The sequence below is a fragment of the Halomonas shengliensis genome (assembly GCF_900104135.1).
GTDB classification, from domain to species: Bacteria; Pseudomonadota; Gammaproteobacteria; order Pseudomonadales; family Halomonadaceae; genus Halomonas; species Halomonas shengliensis.
Genome location: NZ_FNIV01000002.1, coordinates 351,672 through 371,432 on the forward strand (window position 1 = coordinate 351,672; position 19,761 = coordinate 371,432).

Genomic DNA, 19,761 nt, shown 5'->3' on the forward strand with positions numbered 1-19,761 from the left:
CTTGCGTCTCGGTTCCGGTATCCTAGGCGGTAGCGACCGCGGCCCGAAAGGGGTTTCCCGCGGCGCTCGACAATCGGCAGCGGGAGGTGGCCACGTGGAGGACGGCATGGACGAGACCCTGGACGCGATCATCGTCGGCGGCGGCATGGTGGGGGCGGCGGTCGCCGCGGCGCTGGGCCAGGCCGGCCTGCGCGTGGCCGTGGTGGAGGGCGGCCCGCCCCCCGCGGCGATCCCCATCGAGGCTCCCTTCGACCTGCGGGTGTCGTCGCTAAACCTGGCCTCGCAGCGGCTGCTGGAGGAGGTCGGCGCCTGGGACCATATCCCCGAGGCGAGGCGCTGCCCCTTCCGCCATATCGAGGCCAGCGACGCCGCCGACAAGCGCCACATCCGCTTCAGCGCCGAGGCCCTGGAGCTGCCGGACTTCGGCCACTTCGTCGAGAACCGGGTGATCCGTCAGGCGTTATGGCGGCGCCTCGAGGAGATTCCCGAGGTGACCACGCTCTGCCACGCCCGGCCGGTGGCCTGGCTGCCCGGCGGGCACCACAGCCTGATGGAGCTCGACGACGGCCGGATGCTGGCGGCGCGGCTGGTGGTGGGCGCCGACGGCGCCGGCTCCCAGACCCGGGAGCTGGCCGGCATCGCCACCCGCGACGAGGAGTACGGCCAGCGCGCGCTGATCATCAACGTGCGCACCCGGCTGCCACAGCAGGACGTCAGCTGGCAGCGCTTCACCCCCGCCGGCCCCCAGGCGATGCTGCCGCTGCCCGGTCACCACGCCTCGCTGGTGTGGTACGACGGAGCCGAGGCCACCCTGGCCCGCGAGGCGCTGGACGACGAGGCGCTGCGCCTCGCCATCGAGCATGACTTCCCCGCCCGGCTGGGCGGCGTGGAGGCCGTGCTCGGGCGCGCCAGCTTCCCGATCCGCCGTCGCCACGCCGAGCGCTACGTGCGCTCACGCCTGGCGCTGGTGGGGGATGCCGCACATGTGATCCATCCGCTAGCCGGCCAGGGGCTCAACCTGGGGCTGCAGGATGCCGAGGCGTTGAGCCGGCGGGTGATCGCCGCCTTCCACGCCGGCCGCGACCCGGGCGGCTACCCGGTCCTCGCCGGCTATGCCCGCGAGCGGCGCCCCCAGACCCTGGCGATGATCGCCGCCATGGAGACCTTCCACCGCGTCTTCACCGGGGCCGCGCCGCTGCGCCACGCCGGCGCCGCCGGGTTGGCGCTCGCCGAGCGCCTGGAGGGTGCCAAGCGAGTGGTGATGCGCCACGCCCTGGGGGTGTGACCCCGCCTCAGGCCGGCTCGCCGGCCCTCTCGGCCAGGGCCGCCTCAAGGAACGCCAGCAGCTCGGGCAGCTCGGCCTCGATATGCCGGCTGAGGTCGTGGTCGCCGGGCAGCAGGTGCAGCCGCGCCGGCGTCTCGCCGCGGCTGGCGAAGAGCCGCTCGGCATCCTCCGGCAGGATCACCCGGTCGTCGCGGCCGTGCACCAGCAACACCGGACAGCGCACCCGCGGCAGGGTAGTCACCGGGGCGATGGCGTCGAAGCGGTGGCCGATCACCCGCTCCACGTAGCGCAGCACGTACCAGCCCAGGGGGAAGAAGGGCAGCCCCTTGCCGGCCAGCCAGCGACGCATCATGCCGTCGGGGTGGGCGAAGGCGGAAAGGCTGACCACCGCGCCGATATCGTCGCGCCGCGAGGCGGCCAGCAGCACCGCGGCGGCCCCCACCGAATGGCCGAGCAGCACCGCCGGTGCCTCCGCCATGCCGGGGCGGGCACGCAGCCAGGCCAGCGCCGCCTCGGTGTCCTCGGCGAAGCGCGGCATGGAGGAGAAGGTGTCGGCATCGCTGTCGCCGTGGTTGCGCGCATCGAACAGCAGCACGTTCCAGCCCGCCGCCTGCAGCGGCCTGGCCAGGGGCAGCATCAGCTCGCGGTTGGCGCCCCAGCCATGGGTGATCACCACCGTGCCGCGCCCCTCTCCAGGCAGCCACCAGCCGGTCAGCGTCCGGCCTCGCCGCGTGGGGAAGGTCACCGTCTCCCCCACCACGCCGTGCGCCTCGAGGCTGGCCGTCACCGCCACCCGGGGCGCGGCCAGGCTGACCCTGAGGCGCCGGTGGAAGAGGGTCAGCAGCCCAGCGCCCATACCTACGACCCCAAGGGGTAATGCCCACCACCATGCTGCTGCCATCCGTCTCTCCCGGTTCACCACCTCGCGACCATTCTCCGCGTTGGCGGCCGCGGCGTCAGCCGACGCGATGTCGCGGGCACCTGGCGGCACTGGCCAGCGCCACTTTTGTTATGTTATAACCTCGCCACGTTTTGCCAGCGCCCAGAGGAACCCATGGCACACCGCAGACACCGGCACCGCCCGGAAGGGCCCTGCCACTTCTCGCTGATGTCGCTCTCGGCGACGCGACGCCTGCTGCTGGCGGCGCTGCCGCTGGCCGCGCTGTGGCTGGCGGTGGCCTGGGCCATCGGCTGGGGGGCGTGATGTCGCGCCTGCAGCTGGAGGACCTCACCCTGGCCCGCGGCGGGCGCACCGTGCTCGAGCACCTCGAGGGGCGCTTCCAAGACGGCGCCGTGACCGCCCTGGTGGGCGCCAACGGCGCCGGCAAGAGCACCCTGATCAGCGCCATCATGGGCATGCTGCGCCCGGTGGCCGGCCGCGTGGCCTGCCAGGTGCCGAAGGAACGCCGTGCCTGGCTGCCCCAGCAGCTTGCCCTGGACCTCACCTTCCCGATGAGCGTGGAAGAGCTGATCATGACCGGCACCTGGCCCAGCCACGGCGCCCTCAAGGGTTACTGCGCGGCCCACTACCGCCGGGGCCGCGAGATCATGGCGCGGCTGGGCATCTCCCACCTGGCCCACCGCCAGCTCGGCGAGCTCTCCGGCGGCCAGCGCCAGCGCGCCCTGATCGGCCGCACCCTGATGCAGGAGGCGGAGCTGCTGCTGCTCGACGAGCCCTTCGCCAACGTCGACGTCGAGACGGTGGACGTGCTGATGGAGGTGCTGCGCGACATGGCCCGGGACGGCGCCACCCTGGTGGTGGTGCTCCACGACCTGGAGCAGCTCTCGCGGCTGGCCGACGACATGCTGGTGCTGGCCGGCGGCCACGGCCGCTGGGCCAGCCCCGAATCGCTGCTCGAGCGCTACGCCGGGCAGCCGCCCCGGGCGCCGCGCCTGCCCCTCACCTTCCCGGATACCCTCGATGCTGGAACTGCTTGACGCCTGGCTGCTCGCCCCCCTCGACTACGGCTTCATGCAGCGCGCCCTGGTGGCCGGCCTGGCGCTGTCGCTGGCCGCCCCGCCGCTGGGCGTCTTCCTGATGCTGCGCGGCATGAGCCTGATCGGCGACGCCATGGCCCACGCCATCCTCCCCGGCGTGGCGCTGGGCTTCCTGTTCGCCGGCTTCTCGCTGCCGATCATGAGCCTGGGCGGCATCCTCTCGGGGCTGCTGGTGGCGGTGCTCGCCGGCAGCGTGTCGCAGATGACCGGCCATCGCGAGGACTCCGCCATGGCCAGCTTCTTCCTGATCTCGCTCGCCGCCGGGGTGATGCTGGTGTCGCTGGGCGGCAGCAGCGTGGACCTGACCCATGTGCTGTTCGGCTCGATCCTCGCGGTGAATACCACCGCCCTGCTGCTGATCGCCGCCATCAGCAGCCTGATCGTGGTGGCCCTGGCGGTGATCTTCCGCGCCCTGGTGGTGGAGTGCCTGGACCCGCTCTTCCTGCGCGGCCAGGGGGTCCGGGGCGGCCTGGTCCACGGCACCTTCCTGGGCCTGGTGGTGCTCAACCTCACCGCCGGCTTCCAGACCCTGGGCACCCTGATGGCGGTGGGGCTGATGATGCTGCCGGCCACCACCGCACGCTTCTGGAGCCAGCGCCTGGAGGGACTGATCGGCATCGCCATCCTGGTGGCCCTGGTGGCCAGCAGCGGCGGGCTGCTGCTCTCCTACCACCTCAACCTGCCCTCGGGCCCGGCGATCATCCTGCTGGCCGGAGCCGGCTACCTGCTCTCGGCCCTGCTGGGCCGCCACCACAGCCTGCTCGCCCGCTACCGCCGCCGCGCCGCCCCGCTGGGCGCCCCGGAACCCGACTGATCCCACGGAGACCCCGCCATGAAAGCCTTCCGCCCCGCCGCCGCCCTGGGCCTCGCCGCCCTGCTCGCCCTGCCCGCCAACGCCGCGGAGCGCATCCAGGTGCTGGCCAGCTTCAGCCTCCTCGCCGACATGGTGGAGAACGTCGGCGGCGAGCATGTCGCGGTCACCGCCCTGGTGGGCCCCGACAGCGACGCCCACGTCTACTCGCCGCGCCCCAGCGACGCCCGCGCCCTGGCCGAGGCCGACCTGGTGGTCTTCAACGGCCTACGCTTCGAGGGCTGGATGGAGCGCCTGGTGGACGCCAGCGGCTACCCCGGCCCCCTGGTGGTCGCCGCCGAGGGCATCAAGGCGGTGGCGGCGGCCGAGGAGGTAGATGGCCACGACGATCACGGCCATGCCGCCGAGGACGAGTCTGACCATGAAGGCCACGACCACGGCGATATCGACCCCCACGGCTGGCAGGACCTGGGGCTCGGCAGCGTCTACGTGGCCAACATCCGCGACGGCCTGATCGCGGCCGACCCCGACAACGCCGAGGCCTACCGGGCCGACGCGGCGCGCTACCTCGACGAGATCGGTGCCACCGATGCCGAGCTGCGCGCACTGCTCGCCGAGATCCCCGCCGGCACCAGCGTGATCACCGGCCATGACTCCTTCGGCCACTTCGCCCGCGCCTACGGGCTGCGCTTTATCTCGCCCCAGGGGCTCTCCACCGAGGCCGACCCCAGCGCCGCGGACATGGCCGCGCTGATCGAGGTGATCCGCGAGCAAGAGGTGCGCGCCCTGTTCCACGAGAACATGACCAGTCCCGCCCTGCTCGAGCAGCTCGCCGAGGAGACCGGCCTGCCCATCGCCGGCACCCTCTATGCCGACGCCCTGGCCGCCGAGGGCGAGGCCAGCACCTGGCTCGGCATGATGCGCCACAACGCCACCACCCTGCACGACGCCCTGGCCGAGCCCGGCCATGAGGCGCACGACGACGTGGGGCATGAGCACGACGATCACGGCCACGACCACTGAGCGACAGCCAGAACGGCACCACCTTCGAGTGGCGCGGCTTTTGTGGGAAGATCGAGCGCATCGTTGCCAGGGAGGCCGCCATGCTCGAGTTCCGCCAGGTACACAAGGCCTATGCCACGCCCCAGGGCCCCCTCGAGGTGCTCGCCGGGGTCGACTTGAGCCTGGCGGCGGGCGAGAGCCTGGCGCTGATGGGCGAGTCGGGCAGCGGCAAGTCCACCCTGCTTCACCTGGCCGCAGGGCTCGACCTGCCGGATGCCGGCGAGGTGCGTCTGGGCGGCCGGGCGATCTCCGGCCTCGCCGAGGCCGAGCGGGCACGCCTGCGCCGTGAGTCGCTGGGCCTGGTGTTCCAGCAGTTCCACCTGGTGCCGAGCCTGTCGGTGCTCGACAACCTGCGCCTGCAGGCGCGCCTGGCCGGCCGCGAGGACCCGGACTGGTCGACCGAGCTGGTCGCGCGCCTGGGGCTTGCCGGGCTGGAGCGGCGCTACCCGGAGCAGCTCTCCGGCGGGCAGCAGCAGCGCCTGGCCATCGGACGCGCCCTGGCACCGCGCCCGGCGCTGCTGCTGGCCGACGAGCCCACCGGCAACCTGGACGAGGCCACCGCAGGCGAAGTGCTGGCGCTGCTGCTCTCGCTGGTGGCGGAGACCGGCTGCGCCCTGCTGATGGTGACCCACAGCCCGCGCATCGCCGCCCCGCTGGACCGCCGCCTGCGGCTCTCCCGCGGCACCCTGGCGCCGCTGGCCGCCGCGGAGGCGAGTCGATGACGACGCTGCTGGCCACCCTGCTCTCCCACTACCGCCGCCATCCCGCCCAGCTGGCCATGCTGCTGCTGGGGCTGTGGGTGGCCAGCGCCCTGTGGAGCGGTGTCCAGGCGATCAACGCCTCGGCGAAGGAGAGCTACGCCCGCGCAGAGGCGCTGTTCACCACCGGGCTAGACCGCCTGGAGCGCCTCGACGGCGGCCCCCTGACCCGCGACGACTTCCTCGCCCTGCGCCGCCAGGGGCTGCCGGTCTCCCCGCTGCTGGAGGGCGAACTCACCGCCCCCGACGGTACCCGGCTGACGCTGATCGGCATCGACCCCCTCACCCTGCCCGGCGACAGCGCCTTCGCCACCGCCGGCGATACCACGGAGCTGACCGGCTTCCTGACACCGCCCTGGCAGACCCGCCTCGCCCCAGACACCCTGCCCGCCCTGGGCCTCGACGCCGGCTCCGCCCCGGGGGCCACCCCGGAGCTGGCGGCGGGCCGGTTGCCACCCTTGAGCCTCGCCCCCTCGCTGCCGCCGCACACCCTGGTGATGGATATCGCCGCGGCCGCGGCGCTGCTCGATGCCGGCGAGCGCGTCAGCCGACTGGTCACCGCGTCCGGGGCCCTGGCGGGCGCACCGCCGGGGCTGGCGCTGACCCGCGCCACCACCCTGGTCTCCCCGGGCCAGCTGACCCAGAGCTTCCACCTCAACCTGACGGCGCTGGCGCTGCTGGCGCTGATCGTCGGGTTATTCATCGTCCAGGCGTCGCTGGGCCTGGCCCTGGAGCAGCGCCTGGGGATGCTGCGCACCCTGCGCGCCATCGGGGTCTCGGGACGCGCCCTGGTGGCCGGCCTGGCCCTGGAGCTGGTGCTGCTCGGCATCGTCGGCGCCCTGGCCGGGATCGCCGGTGGCGTCTGGCTGGCCAGGGCGCTGCTGCCCGACGTGGCCGCCACCCTGGGTAGCCTCTACGGCGCCGGGGTCGGCGTGGAGCTGCGCCTGCCCTGGCACTACTGGGTGGGTGGCCTGGCCGTGACCCTGGGCGGGCTTCTGCTGGCCGGTGCCGGGGTGCTGTGGCGGGCCGCACGGCTCTCGGTGCTCGACCTGGGCCGCGCCCAGGCGTGGCGCGCCGGGCATCTCCGCCAGCTCCGCCGCATGGCGCTGACCGGTGCAGGAGTCGCCGCCCTGGGCCTGGCGCTATGGGCGTGGCTTGCGCGCCAGCCCGCCGGCGAGGGGCTGGCGGCGGGCTTCGCGCTGATGGCGGCGCTGCTGCTGATGGGGGCACTATGGCTGCCGCCGCTGCTGGCGGTCAGCCTGGCGGGCCTTGGCCGGCTCGCCCGGCGCCGCCCGCTGGCCCAGTGGGCCCTGGCCGACCTCGAGCTGCAGCTGCCACGCCTGTCGCTGGCGCTGATGGCGCTGTTGATCGCGCTCTCGGCGAGTCTCGGGGTCAACAGCATGGTGGGAGGCTTCCGCCTGACCTTCTTGGAGTGGCTCGACCAGCGGCTGGTGGCCGACCTCTACCTGGATCCCCCCGCGGAGCGCTTCGCGGCGGTGCACGCCTGGCTGGGCGAGCGCCCGGAGGTGGCCGAGCGCCTGGTCACCCGCCATGGCGAGAGCACCCTGCTGGCGGTGGACGCCGAGGCGACCTCGCGCCCGGTGTCGCTGTTCGGCCTGACCCCGGGCGAACGGCTGACGCCGACCTGGCCGCTGCTGGCGACCCGCGCCGGGCGGGAGGCGGCATGGGCCGCGCTGCGGGAGGGTGACGCCTTCATCAACGAGCAGCTGGCCGTCGCCGAGGAGATCGCCCCCGGAGATCGCCTGACCCTGGCCACGCCCGACGGCCGAGCGACGCTAGCCGTGGCGGCGGTCTATCCCGACTACGGCAACCCCCGGGGCGAGGTGCTGCTGGCCGCGCCGGCGCTGGGCGCACGCTTCGCCGCCCCGGCGGATTCCGTCGGCATCGTGCTGGCCCCGGGGGCCGACGCCGAGGCCCTGGGCGCGGCGCTGGCCGACGAGTTCGCCCTGGGCCGCGACGCCCTGCGCGACCAGGGCGAGGTCAAGCGCATCGCCACCGGCATCTTCGAGCGCACCTTCACCATCACCCGGGCGCTCAACGCCCTGACCCTGGCGGTGGCGGCCCTGGCGCTGCTGGCCAGCCTGCTGGCACAGGCGGCAGAGCGCCGCCGGCACCTGGCGCCGCTGTGGGCCCTGGGAGTACCGAGACGCCGGCTGCTGGGCATCCAGCTCGCCCAGCTGGGCGGGACGGCGCTGGCGGTGGGCCTGGTCGCCGTGCCGCTGGGCATCGCCATCACCTGGGGCCTGGTGGCGGTGATCAACGTGGCGGCCTTCGGCTGGCGCCTGCCGCTACACCTCTTCCCGGGAGAGGTCGCCCTGACCCTGGCCACCGCCATGGCGGTGGCGCTCGCCGCCGCGGCGCTGCCGACCCTGCGCCTGTGGCGCACCCCACCCCGGGCGCTGCTCGCCGAGGAGGCAGGATAATGCCAGGACCGCTCCATCATGCCGCCCCGTCTCCATGGCAAGCCCTGCTGCTGGCCGTGCTGCTGGGTGCCTTCGTGACCCTCGCCGGCTGCGAGAAGGCCCCGCCCGAGCGTGCGGGTACCGGCTTCGCCGGACTCGGCGAGTCCACCGCCGGCTTCGTGCAGGCCGATGCGGACACCCCGCTGCGCTTCCCCGAGGATCATGGCGCCCATCCCGACACCCGCATCGAGTGGTGGTACCTCACCGCCAACCTGGAGGACGAGGCCGGCGAGCCCATGGGGCTGCAGTGGACCCTGTTCCGCCAGGCGCTGGTGCCACCGGCGGAGCGTCCCGCGCCTACCCCCTGGGCCGCCGACCAGCTGTGGATGGGGCATATGGCAGTCTCGCGCGGCGAGCGGCACGCCGTGGCCGAGCGCTTCGCCCGCAGCCATTCAGCGGCACCTTCTCGGGGAAACACGAGCCAGGCCGGCGCGGAGGCGTCCCCCTTCCGCGCCTGGCTCGACGACTGGGAGCTGGCAAGCGCCGTGACGGAGGCGGCGGGCGACACCTTCGAGCACCTCACCCTCACCGCCTTCGAGGGCGAAGGAGAAGCGCGCCTCGGCTACCGCCTCACCCTCACCGCCGAGGGGCCGCTGGTGCGGCACGGCGACAACGGCTTCAGCCAGAAGGCCGCCGACGGCCAAGGCTCCCACTACTACAGCCAGCCCTTCTATCGGGTCGAGGGCGAGGTCACCCTGGCCGGCGAGACCCACAGGGTGAGCGGCCGGGGCTGGCTCGACCGCGAGTGGAGCAGCCAGCTGCTGAGCCCCGACCAGGCGGGCTGGGACTGGTTCTCGCTGCACCTGGACGATGGCCGCCGGCTGATGGCCTTCCGGCTGCGCGGCGGCGGGGCCGACGACGGCGACTACCGCTCCGGCAGCTGGATCGCACCGGACGGCACCACCCGCCCGCTGGGCCCGCAGGCGCTGACGATGACCCCGCTGGCCACCTCTCCGGTGGCGGGGCGCGAGGTGCCTACCCGCTGGCGGCTGGCGGTGCCCGGGGAGGGCCTCGAGCTGGTCGTCGAGGCGCCCCACGCCGAGCGCTGGATGACCACCACGGTGCCCTACTGGGAGGGCGAGGTGGTCGCCCGGGACCCGCGGAGCGGTGAGCGGCTGGGGGGCGGCTACCTGGAGATGACCGGCTATTGAGCCGCTCGCGGGATGGGGGACACAGGATTATCGCTGAGTGAGCGATAATGTTTCTCGCTAAGCCCCGATTATCTCCTCCCGGGACGCTGTTAGAGTGATCGGCATCACCGACGCCATCCACCCAAGGAGAACCAAGATGCTGCCCAGCCTGTTCATCTCCCACGGTTCGCCGATGCTGGCCCTGACCGAGACCCCGGCCCACGCCTTCCTGCGCGACCTGGGACGCGACTATCGCCCCCGTGCCGTGGTGGTGGTCTCGGCCCACTGGGCCAGCCGCCAGCTGCTGGTCAGCACCAGCGCAACCCCCGAGACCATCCACGACTTCGGCGGCTTCCCCCGCGAGCTCTTCGCGGTCCAGTACCCGGCCCCCGGCGAGCCCGAGCTGGCCAGGCGCCTGGCCCGGGAGCTCAACGCCGTACCCACCGAGCGCGGCCTGGACCACGGCGCCTGGGTGCCGCTGTCGCTGATGTTCCCCGCAGCCGAGGTGCCGGTGGTCTCGCTGTCCCTGCCGATGCTGTGGCCCAACGCCGAGCTGGTCGCCCTGGGCGAGAAGCTCGCCGCGTTGCGCGAGGAGGATATCCTGGTCATCGGCTCCGGCAGCCTGACCCACAACCTCTACGAGATGCTGCCGCTGAATGCCGAGATGCCGCCCTGGGTCGGCGAGTTCGCCGACTGGGTCGAGGCGCGCCTGGCGGCGGACGACCGCGAGGCGCTACTGGCCTGGGAGCAGGGGCCGAAGGCCCGGGAGAACCACCCCACCCCGGAGCACTTCCAGCCGCTGCTGGTGGCGCTGGGTGCCGGCGGGCCGGGCCGGCGCCTGCACCACAGCGTGGAGCACGGCGTGCTGGCCATGGACATCTACGCCTTCGACTGACGCCGCCGACGCTCCCTTGAAAAGGCGAGGCCGCCCCGTTGCCGGGGCGGCCTCGTCGCGTCGCGCACCGTTATCGACGCATCAGGCGTCGGGAATCTCTAGCGCCTGCTGCACCACCGGCCAGGCCGGCTCACCGTCGCGGGTGGTCACCCCCTCCAGGAAGGCCGCGACCCGCTCGGGATTGTCGCGCAGCCACTGCAGGGCGACCTCCTCGGGCTCGCGCTCCTCGTAGCTGAAGCCGCGGATCATGGCGCTCTGGTCGTCGGCGGAGAACACCAACTGGTCCAGCAGCCGGGTGGCATTGGGGTTGGACTCGGAGAAGTCCGTGGTCACCAGCGTCTTGACGTCGCTTCGCCCGCCGTCGGGGCCCCACATGTCCTGGGTGTCATCGAGGTAGCGGATATCGTATTCGATGTTCATCCAGTGCGGCGTCCAGCCGGCGAAGACGATCCACTCCTCGCGGTTGATGGCGGCGTCCGCCGCGCTGAGCATGCCCGGGGTGGAGGTCTCGGAGAGGTCCCAGTCAGCGAGGCCGTAGGTGTCGTTCTCGACCGCCTCGTTGAGGGTGTCACTCATGCCGGAGCCCACCTCGATGGAGTAGACGGTGCGCCCCAGCTTCTCGGCGATCTCCTCGTCGGCCAGGTCCTCGGCGGAGGTCACGCCGGCCTCGTACACATAGGTGGGCACCGCGAAGCCCAGGCGGGCGCCGTCGACGTTGTTGCCCAGGTCGACGATCAGCCCCTTCTCCAGGGTGGTCTCGTACATGCCGTTCTGGGCGGGCAGCCAGGCGGCGAGGAAGGCGTCCAGCTCACCCTGGGTGAGGGCCTCGTAGGTGATGGTGGAGCCGAGCTCCTGCTGGCGCACCTCGTAGCCCAGGGTCTCGAGCAGCTGGGACGCCAGGGCGGTCTTGACGGTGACCCCCGGCCAGGCGGGCACGGAGAAGCGCACCTGGGCCGGCTCCTCAGCGAGGGCCGCGCTGCTCCAGGTCAGCGGGGCGGCCAGCAGGGCACCGGCCAGCGCCAGGGTAAGGGGACGACGGGACAGGTTCATCGGGTCTCCTTGGCAGGTCATGCCATGAATGGATACGGGCATGACCTTAGCGCCCGCCGGACTAGATGGCAAAACCGCCGCCCGCGGACGGCCCCCTTCGGCCGCGCGGTCTCAGTCGCCCATGGCGGCGAGACGGTCGGCCTGGACCACCTCGATCCAGTAGCCGTCGGCGTCCTTCACGAACACCACGTCCTTCATCTTGCCCTGGTCGGAGCGCTTGACGAAGGTGACGTCGTTGGCGTCGAACCACGCCTCGGCGGCGTCGAGGTCCGGCACGCTGAAGCAGATATGGCCGAAGCCCTGGGGCTCGGCATTGCCGTCGTGGTAGGCGAAGTCGGCCTGCGCCTCGGTGCCCCAGTTGTGGGTCAGCTCCAGCAGGCCCTGCTGGCTGAAGGTCCACACGGTGCGCTGGGCGGCGTCCTCCGGCACGGCGTCGTCCTGCTCCAGCCGGGCCAGGAAGTAGAGCGAGAACCCCATCTCCTCGAAGTCGAGGCGGCGCACCACGGACATGCCGAATATCCGCGAGTAGAAGGCCAGGGCCTTCTCGGGGTCCTTGACCCGCAGCATGGTGTGGTTGAGGCGGAAGCCCCGGGTCTCGGCGGAGGGGGCCTGTACGCCGGGGTGGTGTTCGCCGGTAAAGCTCATGTCGGCTCCTTGCATCCTGATGGGTGTCCCGGGGAGATGGGGGCGGTGACGCCCGCTTTCCACCCCCACCCAGCATGGACAATAGTGTTACATGAAAATACACAGAATAAAGAAAGGAGTATCTTCCACCGGAATTGCTGCGAAATCGCTGGCAAGGGACGCCAAAGGCTCTACACTTCTTGTACAATCCCTGACGACACGCCGGAGACCTGCCATGAGCGCCCACGCCTACGACCTGAAGGACCATATCACCCTGAAGCAGCTGGCCGATGCCGTCGCCCACGGCTTCTCCCCCATGGTGGAGATCGAGTCCATGGACGGCATCTATACCGTGCGCCTGCACCACGGCGAGGGGGTCTCGGCCCTCTCGGACGCCACGGGGCGAACCCGCACCTTCCTCGGCACCGGCGAGATCCGCGACCTGCTGGGCGGCCTGGGGCTGACCCACGGCGTGCTGACCTGGGCCGACCAATGCGGCGACGAGATGATCGGCGTGCCCGGGCACGCCCTGACCCCGGACGAGATGCTGGCCTACGGCACGCGCATCGCCTTCCGCTGAGCCTTCGCCGCGTCTAGTGTAGGGGTCAGGACCGCCTCGCCAGGACCCGACGATGCCCGTGATGCCCTACCGCGCTAGACTCTCCTTGCCGCGCCTGATCACCCTGACGCTATTGATGCTGATGCTCGCCGGCTGTGCCGGCAAGGAGCTGGCGGTGGAGGATCCGCCGCCCCAGGAAGGGCTCTCCATCGACCGGGTACTGATCCTGGCGGAGGCCGAGCGCGCCCTGGGCACCCCCTACCGCTTCGGCGGTAACACCCCCGCCGGCGTCGACTGCTCGGGCCTGGTGCAGCTGGCCTACCGGGCCGCCGGCATCTCCGTGCCGCGCACCGCCCATGCCCAGTTCCGGGCCCTGCCGGAGGTGGGGCGTGCCCGCCCCGGGGACCTGCTGTTCTTCGACACCTCGGGCGGCGGCAAGGCCAACCACGTGGGCATCTACCGCGGCGACGGCCAGATGATCCACGCCCCGGGCCGCGGCCGCCGGGTGGAGACCACCCCGGTAGAACTCGCCTACTGGCAGGAGCGCTTCCTCGGCGCCGCGGCGCCGGCGCCCTAAGGCCGAAACAGGCCCCTTCCGGGGCTTAAGCCTGCGTTAAGTTGTCGGGACCAGAGTATCGGTGACACGTCATGGAGACGACCCGATGCCTGACCCGAGACACCTGCCCTGCCTGCCGGAGAGCGCCGCCTCGTCGCTTGCGTGGCGCGAGGCCCGCCACTGGACCCAGCGCCGCCGCCTGGAGCACCTGATCCGCCGTCGTTTCGCCGAGGAGCATGGCGCCGATCTCCGCCAGCTGCTGCCGCGCCTGTTCGGCCTGTGGCAGGGAGACCGGGCCCAGGCGGCGGTCGGCGTGCGCGGCGCGGCGAGCGGCCCGCTGTTCCAGGAACGCTACCTGGACGTCAGCGCCGAATGCCTGCTCGCCGAGCGCTTCGCCCGCCCCGTGGCCCGCCACCAGGTCGCCGAGATCGGCAACCTGGCCAGCCGCCGCCCGGGCATGCAGCGCATGCTCTTCCTGCGCCTGGTGGACCAACTCGGCCGCGAGGGCATCGGCTGGCTGCTGTTCACCGCCACCCCCGAGGTGGCCAACGGCATCCGTCGCCTGGGCCTTGCCCTGGAGCCGGTGATGGCTGCCGACCCGGCACGCCTCGGCGACGACCAGGCCGACTGGGGACGCTACTACGAGCGCCGGCCCTGGGTGATGGCCGGGGACCTGGCCCGCGCCCATCGCGAGCTTGCCGAACGGGGGCTGCTGCCCTCGACCCCTCCCTGCGCGACGGAGGTGGGCCATGCGCACCTCGCCTGAGGCCTTCCTGGCGCGACTGGCCCGCCACGCCGAGGCGCAGCCGACCGGCATCGCGCTGGACGATGGGCACCGCCGCGTCAGCTTCGCCGAACTGCCGGGCGAGATCGAGGCGCGCCGGCGCCGGCTGGCCGACGCCGGGGCCGTGAGGGTCGCCCTGGCCCTGGACAACGGCATCGACTGGGCGCTGTGGGACCTGGCGCTACTTCTGGACGGTCGCGTGGCGGTGCCGGTACCCGCCTTCTTCAGCGACGCCCAGCACCGCCACCTGGTGGCGAGCGCCGGGCTCGACGCCTGGATCGGTCCCGCCGGCGAGGCCCACGGCTTCGCCGCCACACGGGACCCGGCCATCGCCACCCGGCGCGTCGCCGACCTCCCTCCCCTGCATGCCGGCACCACTCGCATCACCTTCACCTCCGGCACCAGCGGCGCCCCCAAGGGGGTCTGCCTGGACGCCACCGCCCCGCTCACCGTAGCCGAGAGCCTCGCCGCGGTGGTCCAGCCGCTCGGTATCGAGCGCCACCTGGCGATGCTGCCGCTTTCCACCCTGCTGGAGAACATCGGCGGCCTCTACGTGCCGCTGTGGCTGGGGGCCGGCGTCCACCTTCCCGGGGTGGCGGCGCTGGGCTGGCGAGGCGCCAGCGGCTTCGACCCACGGCGGGCACTGGCCACCCTCGACGCCAGCCGTCCCCACAGCCTGATCCTGGTACCCCAGCTGCTGCAGGCGCTGGTCGAGGCCTCCCCGAGGGCCCCCGAGAGCCTGCGCTTCGTGGCGGTGGGCGGGGCGCGGGTCGCCGACACGCTGCTCGCCAAAGCGCAGGCCGGCGGCTGGCCGGTGTTCGAGGGCTACGGGCTCTCGGAGTGCGCCTCGGTGGTCTGCCTCAATCGCCCCGGCGAGCCCGCCCATGGCGTCGGCCGGCCGCTGCCCCATGCCGAGGTGCGCCTCGACGACGGCGGCGAGGTGCGGGTGCGCGGGGCCACCATGCTGGGCTATCTGGGCGAGCCGGCCGCCGGCGATTGGCACGCCAGCGGCGACCTGGGCCGCTGGGACGGGGAGGCCCTGGTGCTGGCGGGGCGTCGTCGCGAGGTCTTCATCACCGCCTACGGCCGCAACGTCGACCCCCAGTGGGTGGAGGGCGAGCTCTGCGCCCGCCCCGCCGTCGCCCAGGCCCTGATCCATGGCGAGGCCCTGCCCGCCAATCGCGCCCTATTGGTGCCCGCCTCGGCCCAAGTCGACGACGCCATGCTGGCCGCCGCGGTGGCCGAGGCCAATGCCGGCCTGCCGGACTATGCCCGGGTCCGCGAATGGCGACGTAGCGCCCCCTTCACCCCCGAGAACCACCAGCTGACGGCCAACGGCCGCCTGCGCCGCGACGCCATCCTCGCCGTCCATGGCGACTGGTTGCGCGGCGCGTCGAACCTGCCTGTCCCCTGCTCCACACCCACCAAGGAGTGACCCCATGACCCCCTACCAGCAACTGCAGCAGGCCACCCGCGACGAGCGCGACTGGCTGCTGGCCACCCCGCTGCTGACCCGCGCCCTGGAGGGCCGCGTGAGCCGCGACGAGTACCTCGCCTTCCTCGGCCAGGCCTACCACCATGTGCGCTTCACGGTGCCGCTGATGATGGCCTGCGGCGCGCGCCTGCCCGACCGGCTGGAGTGGCTGCGCACGGCTCTGGTGGAGTACATCGAGGAGGAGCATGGCCACGAGCAGTGGATCCTCGACGACATCCGCGCCGCCGGCGGCGACGCCGAGGCGGCCGCGGCGCGACCGGCGGACCCCGCCACCCGGCTGATGGTGGCCGCGGTGCGCGACACCATCGAGCACGGCAACCCGGTGGGCTTCTTCGGCATGGTGCAGGTGCTCGAGGGCACCAGCACGGCGCTGGCCACCCAGGCCGCCGAGCGGCTGCAGGCGAGCCTCGCGCTGCCCGATGACGCCGTGCGTTACCTGACCTCCCACGGCAGCCTGGACATCGGCCACCTGGCCTTCTTCGAGGGGCTGGTGAACCGCTTGGAGGCCGACGACCTGGCGGCGGTGATCGACACCGCCAGGCTGGTCTACCGCCTCTACGGCGCCATGTTCCGCGGCGTCGAGGCGCGCTGCACCGGCGGCAGCGCCGCCCGGGAGCTCTCCGATGCGCTGGCCTGATCGCCTCCCCCGGCGCCGGCGACTGCCGCAGGGCGGCTGGCCCGCCCAGCGGGTGCTGATCACCGGGGCCAGCGGCGGCATCGGCCAGGCGCTGGTGGATGAGCTGGCCGCCGCCGGGGCCCGGCTGCTGATCACCGGCCGCCGGGCAGATTGCCTGGAGGTCGCAGCGGCCCGCCACCCCGACCGGGTCACCGCGCTGCCCGCCGACCTGACCCGCGCCGAGGAGCGCGCCAGGCTCGTCGCCGCGGCCGGGGAGGTGGGCGTCACCATGCTGATCAACGCCGCCGGCGTGAACCGGGTGGCGCTGTTCACCGAGGGCTCGGATGCCGAGCTCGAACGGCTGGTCGCCGTCAACCTCACCGCCACCCTGCAGCTGACCCGCGCCCTGCTGCCCCGGCTGATGGCGGCACGCCAGGGCTGGGTGATCACCCTGGGCTCCACCTTCGGCACCCTGGGCTATCCCGGGCAGGTCGGCTACTGCGCCACCAAGTTCGCGCTGCGCGGCTTCAGCCAGGCGTTGCGCCGGGAGCTCGCCGACACCCGGGTGCGGGTGCTGCACGTCTCCCCACGGGCCACCCGCACCGCCATGAACGCCCCCGAGGTGGAGGCCATGAACGAAGCCCTGGGCAACGCCATGGACACGCCCGAACGGGTCGCCCAGGCGGTGCGCCGCGCCGTGGAACGCGGCCGCCAGGAGGCCCAGCTGGGCGGGCCCGAACGCCTCTTCGTGCGCCTCAACGCCCTGCTGCCCGGCGTGGTCGACCACGCCCTGGCGCGCCAGCTTCCCGTCATCCGCCGCTTCCTCGAATCCCCGGAGACCACGCCATGAACGCTCGACGCCTCCCTCGCCTCACCCTCCCGCGACGGCTGATCACCCTGCTGCTCGCCGGCCTCGGTGGCCTGTTCGCCCTCAGCGCCCAGGCCGCGGATGTCGGCGACCCGGCGGTGGCCCGGCTCCAGGCGCGCTGGGCCGAGATCCGCTACGAACTGCCCGAGGACCGACAGGCCAAGGCCCTGGCCGAGCTGGGCGACGAGGCGGAGCGCCTGCTGGCCGAGCGGCCCGAGTCCGCCGAGCGGCTGATCTGGGCCGGCATCGTGCGCTCCAGTCAGGCCGGCGCCGAGGGCGGACTGGGGGCGCTGGGCCTGGTCAAGCAGGCGCGGGGCTACCTGGAGGACGCCCTGGAGCAGGATCCCATGGCGCTCGACGGCTCGGCCTACACCAGCCTGGGGGCGCTCTACTACCAGGTGCCGGGCTGGCCGATCGGCTTCGGCGACGACGACAAGGCGGAGTGGCACCTGAAGCGGGCGCTGGCCATCGACCCCGACGGGCTCGACAGCCTCTACTTCTGGGGCGACTATCTGCACCAGCAGGGCCGCGACGCCGAGGCGCGCCGTGCCCTGGAGAAGGCCCTGCAGGCGCCACCCCGGCCCGGTCGCGAGCTCGCCGATGCCGGCCGCCGCGAGGAGATCCACCGCCTGCTGTCGCAACTGGAGAAGTAAGCCCCGATGCGTATCCTGCTGGTCGAGGATGACCCGAGCCTGGCCTCGGGCATCCGCCTGGCCCTCAAGCCCGAGCACTACACCGTGGACCACCTCGCCGATGGCGCCACGGCGCTGGCCGCCCTGCAGGGCGGCGAGCCCTTCGACGCGGTGATCCTCGACCTGGGCCTGCCGGGGCTCGATGGCATGCGCGTGCTGGAGCGCGCCCGCCACGGCGGCAACCGGGTGCCGGTGCTGGTCCTCACCGCCCGGGACGCCGTGGACGACCGCATCGCCGGGCTGGATGCCGGCGCCGACGACTACCTGGTCAAGCCCTTCGAGGTGGCCGAGCTCAAGGCGCGGCTGCGCGCCCTGCTGCGCCGCAGCCAGGGCCAGGCCAGCCCGCTGCTGGAGTGCCGCGGCATCCGCCTCGACCCCGCCAGCCGGGAGGTAAGCTACCGCGGCGAGGCGGTCACGCTTTCGCGCCGCGAGTTCACTCTGCTCCAGGAGTTCATGGGCCACCCGGGGCGGGTCTTCACCCGCGACACCCTGACCCGGCTGGTCTACGGCTGGGAGGAGGACGTGGAGAGCAACGCCATCGAGGTGCATGTCCACCACCTGCGCCGCAAGTTCTTTCCGGGGCTGATCCGCACCGTGCGCGGCATCGGCTACGTGCTGGACCGCGCGCCCCAGGAGGCCGAGGCGTGACCTCGATCCGCCGCCGCACCCTGGGCCTGGTGCTGCTGGTGTTCGGGATCAGCATGCTGGCCATCGGCCTGGTCAGCTACCGCTACGCCGCCCACGAGATCGAGGAGCTCTACGACGCCAGCCTGGCCCAGAACGCCCGCCTGCTGGAGGGGCTGGTCCAGGTGCCGCTGCCGGACGACCGGCGAGAGGCGCTGCTGGCCAGCCTGGAGAGTGCCCTCGAGCGTGCCGAGCAGTCGGACAAGGGGCTGCCCGGCCACCGCTACGAGAGCAAGCTGGCCTTCCAGCTATGGGAGGACGACCGGCTGCTGCTGCGCTCGGCCAGCGCCCCTGCCGAGCCCTTCACCGCGGCGCCACCCGGCTACGTCAGCAGCCGGGTGGCCGGCCACGACTGGCGGGTCTATGTGCTCGACCTGCCCGCCTCGTCGCGGCGGGTGATGGTCGCCGAGCGCGACGACGTGCGCGGCGAGCTGACCCGCGCCGTGGCCCTGCGCACCCTGCTGCCGGACCTGATCGGCCTGCCGCTGCTGGCGCTGCTGCTGTGGTGGGCCACCGGCCATGGCCTGCGCCCGCTGTCGCGGCTGGCCGCGGCGATCCGCCAGCGCGACCCCCACAACCTGCAGCCGCTGGTGATGCGCCCGCTGCCCCGGGAGCTGGACACCATCGTCGGCGCCCTCAACCGGCTGCTGGAGCGTATCCGGCGGCTGCGGGTGCGCGAGAAGCGCTTCATCGCCGACGCCGCCCATGAGCTGCGCACCCCCCTGGCGGTACTCGACCTGCACGCCCAGAACGCCCTGGCCGCCGAGGACCCCGCCGACCGGCGCGAGGCGCTGGAGGAGCTGCGCAGCGGGGTGGCCCGGGCCACCCGGCTGGTCACCCAACTGCTGACCCTGGCGCGCCTGGAGCCCGAGGAGGAGGAGCAGGAGACGAGTGCCCGGGTCGAGGGCGACCTGCTGGCCGAGGTACGCGAGGCGCTGGCCGAGCTCTCGCCGCTGGCGGTGGAACGCGGCCAGGAGCTCGACCTCGTCGCCGACGAGGGGCTCGACTGGCGGCTGGCGGCCGAGCCGGGCGCCATCACCACCCTGGTGCAGAACCTGGTGGGCAACGCCCTGCGCTACACCCCGGATGGCGGCCGGGTGACAGTGGCCCTGGCGGCCGATAACGCCCGCCTGACGCTGCGGGTGGATGACCAGGGCCCAGGGATTCCCGCCGCGGAGCGCGAACGCGTCACCGAACGCTTCCATCGCGTCGGCCCCGGCGCCGGGGCCGGCCTGGGGCTCTCCATCGTCGAGCGCCTGCTGGCCCGCCATGGCGGCACCCTGCGCCTGGAGGAGGCGCCCAGCGGCGGCCTGCGCGCCGTGGCGACGCTGCCGCGGGGCAGCCGAGCCGTCGCACCCGCGCCGTGATAAGGCTTCGTTAAGACACCACGGCCAGCATGGCGGCATGACCT

The 19,761-nt window shown here is 73.0% G+C and carries 21 protein-coding genes; 18 read left to right on the top strand and 3 right to left on the bottom strand.

Translation table 11 applies throughout. The features are described from left to right. The first annotated feature begins 106 nt into the window (after positions 1-106). Complete coding sequence (locus BLP95_RS04205; RefSeq protein WP_089677170.1) at positions 107-1,285, top strand: FAD-dependent monooxygenase; 1,179 nt, start codon at positions 107-109, stop codon at positions 1,283-1,285. A 7-nt stretch (positions 1,286-1,292) separates the two neighbouring features. On the opposite strand, the gene BLP95_RS04210 is transcribed toward BLP95_RS04205, so the two are convergent. Then, a complete protein-coding gene (locus tag BLP95_RS04210) occupies positions 1,293-2,141 on the bottom strand; it encodes an alpha/beta hydrolase (protein WP_218118518.1) in 849 nt (282 codons plus the stop codon). A gap of 198 nt (positions 2,142-2,339) precedes the next feature. On the opposite strand from BLP95_RS04210, the gene BLP95_RS16815 reads away from it, so the two are divergent. The 8 genes from BLP95_RS16815 (at position 2,340) to BLP95_RS04245 (ending at position 10,422) form a co-directional block, all read left to right on the top strand. Next, on the top strand, positions 2,340-2,489 hold the full coding sequence (locus tag BLP95_RS16815) for a hypothetical protein (protein WP_176760223.1): 150 nt from the start codon (positions 2,340-2,342) through the stop codon (positions 2,487-2,489). After that, positions 2,489-3,223 carry a metal ABC transporter ATP-binding protein gene (locus BLP95_RS04215; protein WP_089677172.1) on the top strand — a complete coding sequence of 245 codons (735 nt, stop codon included), beginning with the start codon at positions 2,489-2,491 and terminating at the stop codon, positions 3,221-3,223. The genes BLP95_RS16815 and BLP95_RS04215 overlap by 1 nt, the downstream gene beginning before the upstream one ends. Continuing rightward, positions 3,207-4,097, top strand: a complete 891-nt coding sequence (locus BLP95_RS04220; RefSeq protein ID WP_089677173.1) for a metal ABC transporter permease — start codon at positions 3,207-3,209, stop codon at positions 4,095-4,097. The genes BLP95_RS04215 and BLP95_RS04220 overlap by 17 nt, the downstream gene beginning before the upstream one ends. An 18-nt stretch (positions 4,098-4,115) precedes the next feature. Beyond that, positions 4,116-5,117, top strand: a complete 1,002-nt coding sequence (locus tag BLP95_RS04225) for a metal ABC transporter solute-binding protein, Zn/Mn family (RefSeq protein ID WP_089677174.1) — start codon at positions 4,116-4,118, stop codon at positions 5,115-5,117. Between the two features lie 80 nt (positions 5,118-5,197). After that, positions 5,198-5,878, top strand: coding sequence for an ABC transporter ATP-binding protein (locus tag BLP95_RS04230; RefSeq protein WP_089677175.1), 681 nt, complete (start codon positions 5,198-5,200; stop codon positions 5,876-5,878). Then, on the top strand, positions 5,875-8,358 hold the full coding sequence (locus BLP95_RS04235) for an FtsX-like permease family protein (RefSeq protein WP_089677176.1): 2,484 nt from the start codon (positions 5,875-5,877) through the stop codon (positions 8,356-8,358). Before BLP95_RS04230 ends, BLP95_RS04235 begins: the two co-directional genes overlap by 4 nt. After that, positions 8,358-9,548 carry a lipocalin-like domain-containing protein gene (locus BLP95_RS04240; protein ID WP_089677177.1) on the top strand — a complete coding sequence of 397 codons (1,191 nt, stop codon included), beginning with the start codon at positions 8,358-8,360 and terminating at the stop codon, positions 9,546-9,548. The genes BLP95_RS04235 and BLP95_RS04240 overlap by 1 nt, the downstream gene beginning before the upstream one ends. 136 nt (positions 9,549-9,684) lie before the next feature. Continuing rightward, a complete protein-coding gene (locus tag BLP95_RS04245; RefSeq protein ID WP_089677178.1) occupies positions 9,685-10,422 on the top strand; it encodes a DODA-type extradiol aromatic ring-opening family dioxygenase in 738 nt (245 codons plus the stop codon). 81 nt (positions 10,423-10,503) lie between these two features. On the opposite strand, the gene BLP95_RS04250 is transcribed toward BLP95_RS04245, so the two are convergent. Together BLP95_RS04250 and gloA are read right to left on the bottom strand one after the other, a co-directional pair. Beyond that, positions 10,504-11,472, bottom strand: a complete 969-nt coding sequence (locus BLP95_RS04250; RefSeq protein ID WP_089677179.1) for an ABC transporter substrate-binding protein — start codon at positions 11,470-11,472, stop codon at positions 10,504-10,506. 111 nt (positions 11,473-11,583) lie between these two features. Continuing rightward, a complete protein-coding gene (gloA, locus tag BLP95_RS04255) occupies positions 11,584-12,117 on the bottom strand; it encodes a lactoylglutathione lyase (protein WP_089677180.1) in 534 nt (177 codons plus the stop codon). A 214-nt stretch (positions 12,118-12,331) separates the two neighbouring features. Here gloA and BLP95_RS04260 point away from each other — a divergent pair, with 214 nt between their 5' ends. The 9 genes from BLP95_RS04260 to BLP95_RS04300 all read left to right on the top strand — a co-directional run bounded on the left by BLP95_RS04260 (position 12,332) and on the right by BLP95_RS04300 (position 19,717). Next, a complete protein-coding gene (locus tag BLP95_RS04260; protein WP_089677181.1) occupies positions 12,332-12,676 on the top strand; it encodes a hypothetical protein in 345 nt (114 codons plus the stop codon). 52 nt (positions 12,677-12,728) lie between these two features. Beyond that, positions 12,729-13,232, top strand: coding sequence for a C40 family peptidase (locus BLP95_RS04265; protein ID WP_425402537.1), 504 nt, complete (start codon positions 12,729-12,731; stop codon positions 13,230-13,232). Between the two features lie 85 nt (positions 13,233-13,317). After that, positions 13,318-13,977, top strand: a complete 660-nt coding sequence (locus tag BLP95_RS04270) for a thermostable hemolysin (protein ID WP_089677182.1) — start codon at positions 13,318-13,320, stop codon at positions 13,975-13,977. Continuing rightward, entirely contained in the window at positions 13,961-15,430 is a 1,470-nt protein-coding gene (locus tag BLP95_RS04275; RefSeq protein ID WP_089677183.1) for an AMP-binding protein, read from the top strand. Before BLP95_RS04270 ends, BLP95_RS04275 begins: the two co-directional genes overlap by 17 nt. Positions 15,431-15,434: 4 nt before the next feature. Continuing rightward, positions 15,435-16,127 carry an iron-containing redox enzyme family protein gene (locus BLP95_RS04280; protein WP_089677184.1) on the top strand — a complete coding sequence of 231 codons (693 nt, stop codon included), beginning with the start codon at positions 15,435-15,437 and terminating at the stop codon, positions 16,125-16,127. Continuing rightward, a complete protein-coding gene (locus BLP95_RS04285; protein ID WP_089677185.1) occupies positions 16,114-16,956 on the top strand; it encodes an SDR family oxidoreductase in 843 nt (280 codons plus the stop codon). The genes BLP95_RS04280 and BLP95_RS04285 overlap by 14 nt, the downstream gene beginning before the upstream one ends. Next, complete coding sequence (locus BLP95_RS04290) at positions 16,953-17,627, top strand: tetratricopeptide repeat protein (RefSeq protein ID WP_218118519.1); 675 nt, start codon at positions 16,953-16,955, stop codon at positions 17,625-17,627. Before BLP95_RS04285 ends, BLP95_RS04290 begins: the two co-directional genes overlap by 4 nt. A gap of 6 nt (positions 17,628-17,633) precedes the next feature. Continuing rightward, positions 17,634-18,314: a response regulator gene (locus BLP95_RS04295; RefSeq protein ID WP_089677186.1), complete on the top strand. Its 681-nt coding sequence runs from the start codon at positions 17,634-17,636 to the stop codon at positions 18,312-18,314. Continuing rightward, the gene (locus BLP95_RS04300) at positions 18,311-19,717 is read left to right on the top strand and encodes an ATP-binding protein (protein WP_089677187.1); all 1,407 of its coding nucleotides are present in this window, start codon (positions 18,311-18,313) and stop codon (positions 19,715-19,717) included. Before BLP95_RS04295 ends, BLP95_RS04300 begins: the two co-directional genes overlap by 4 nt. The last annotated feature ends 44 nt before the right edge of the window (positions 19,718-19,761 follow it).